Here is a 1,469-nt window from a genome sequence, read left to right as displayed (position 1 = left end):
AGCTCTCGAATCCGTGGGAGCAGACACGCCCGAGGGTGGGCACGAAACGGCTCACGGACACCGCCTCGCGGCGGTATCTGGTGTTCACCATGGGCGAGGGGAGACCGGTCCGGCCGCACCGCCGCACCGGCGTCACCCCGAGGGCACTTCAGCGTCCGAGGGAGCGAACCGTGAGGTTCACCCGGCCGTGTTCGTCCTCGACCGCCAGGGCCACCCGCTCGACCCGTGTCACCCCGCCCGTGCCCGTCGTCTGCCGGCGGCCGGGCGGGCGGTGGTTCACCGCCACACCCCGTTCGTCATCCGTCTCAAAGACCGCGACGCGGCGACCTCGACCATCGAAGGCGTGCAGGTCGGCATCGACCCCGGCTCCAAGCACACCGGCCTGGCCGTGTTCACCGACCACGGCGGAAGCCGGACAGGGAAGTATGCGATCCGGCTCGACCACCGAGGAGCAGCGATCCGCGACAGGCTCAGCGCGCGGGCCGCGCTACGTCGGGGCCGCAGGTCACGCAACCTGCGTCACCGCGCCCCCGGTTCCTCAACCGGACCAGACCCCAGGGGTGGCTCGCGCCGTCGCTGCGCCACCGCGTCGACACCACCATGTCGTGAATGGTGCGGCTGACCCGGTGGGCGCCGGTGCGGGCCGTGCACGTCGAGCGGGTGGCGTTCGACACCCACGCCCCCAGCGCGGGCATACCGCTGCAAGGGGTGGAATACCAGCAGGGCACCCTCGCCGGGTACGAGGTCCGCGAATACCTGCTCGCCAAGTGGGGACGGGCGTGCGCGTACTGCGGTGCGACCGGTGTGCCGCTCAACCTCGACCACATCCACCCGCGCAGCCGGGGCGGCTCCGACCGGATCAGCAACCTCACCCTGGCCTGCATCCGGTGTAACCAGGCCAAGAACGCCACCCCGGTAGAGGTCTTCCTCAAGGGCAGGCCCGCCCTCCTGGCGAGGATCCTCAAGCAGGCGAAGGCTCCGCTGCGCGACGCGGCGGCGGTCAACGCCACCCGCTGGGCGCTGTGGCAGGCCCTGGATGCGACCGGCCTGTCCGTTCACACCGCCTCCGGTGGCCGCACGAAATGGAACTGGTCTCGCACCGGCGCCGCCAAATCGCACACGCTGGACGCGCTGCACGTCGGCCACCTGGAGAACGTCACCGCCTGGCCTTGCAGGGTCCTGGTGGTCAAGACGACCGGGCGCGGCACCTACGCCCGCACCCGCACCGACCGCTACGGCTTTCCCCGGCTGCGGCTGCCCCGGACCAAGCGGGTCAAGGGGTTCGCCACCGGCGATCTGGTCCGCGCCGTCGTACCGAGCGGCAAGAAGGCCGGGGTCCACCTCGGCCGCGTCGCAGTCCGCGGCACCGGCAGTTTCAACATCACCACCCGGCACGGCACCGTGCAGGGCATCGGCCACCGCCACGTCCGCCTGCTCCAGCGAGCCGACGGCTACGGCTACACCACCCA

2 protein-coding genes are annotated in these 1,469 nt (G+C 71.6%); both read left to right on the top strand.

Annotated features, from left to right (window positions below; genetic code table 11):
• The first annotated feature begins 187 nt into the window (after nucleotides 1-187).
• The gene (locus ABZ260_RS50985; RefSeq protein ID WP_355633176.1) at nucleotides 188-622 is read left to right on the top strand and encodes an RRXRR domain-containing protein; all 435 of its coding nucleotides are present in this window, start codon (nucleotides 188-190) and stop codon (nucleotides 620-622) included.
• The coding region (gene iscB, locus ABZ260_RS50980; protein WP_355633173.1) for an RNA-guided endonuclease IscB at nucleotides 610-1,469 on the top strand (860 nt) is incomplete at its 3' end. The genes ABZ260_RS50985 and iscB, both read left to right, overlap by 13 nt.

Origin of the sequence: Streptosporangium sp. NPDC006013 (genome assembly GCF_040614275.1) — a bacterium.
In the GTDB taxonomy this organism is placed as follows: Bacteria; Actinomycetota; Actinomycetes; order Streptosporangiales; family Streptosporangiaceae; genus Streptosporangium.
Note: the sequence above shows the minus strand (reverse complement) of the source record. Positions and strands in the feature narration are given on the sequence as shown.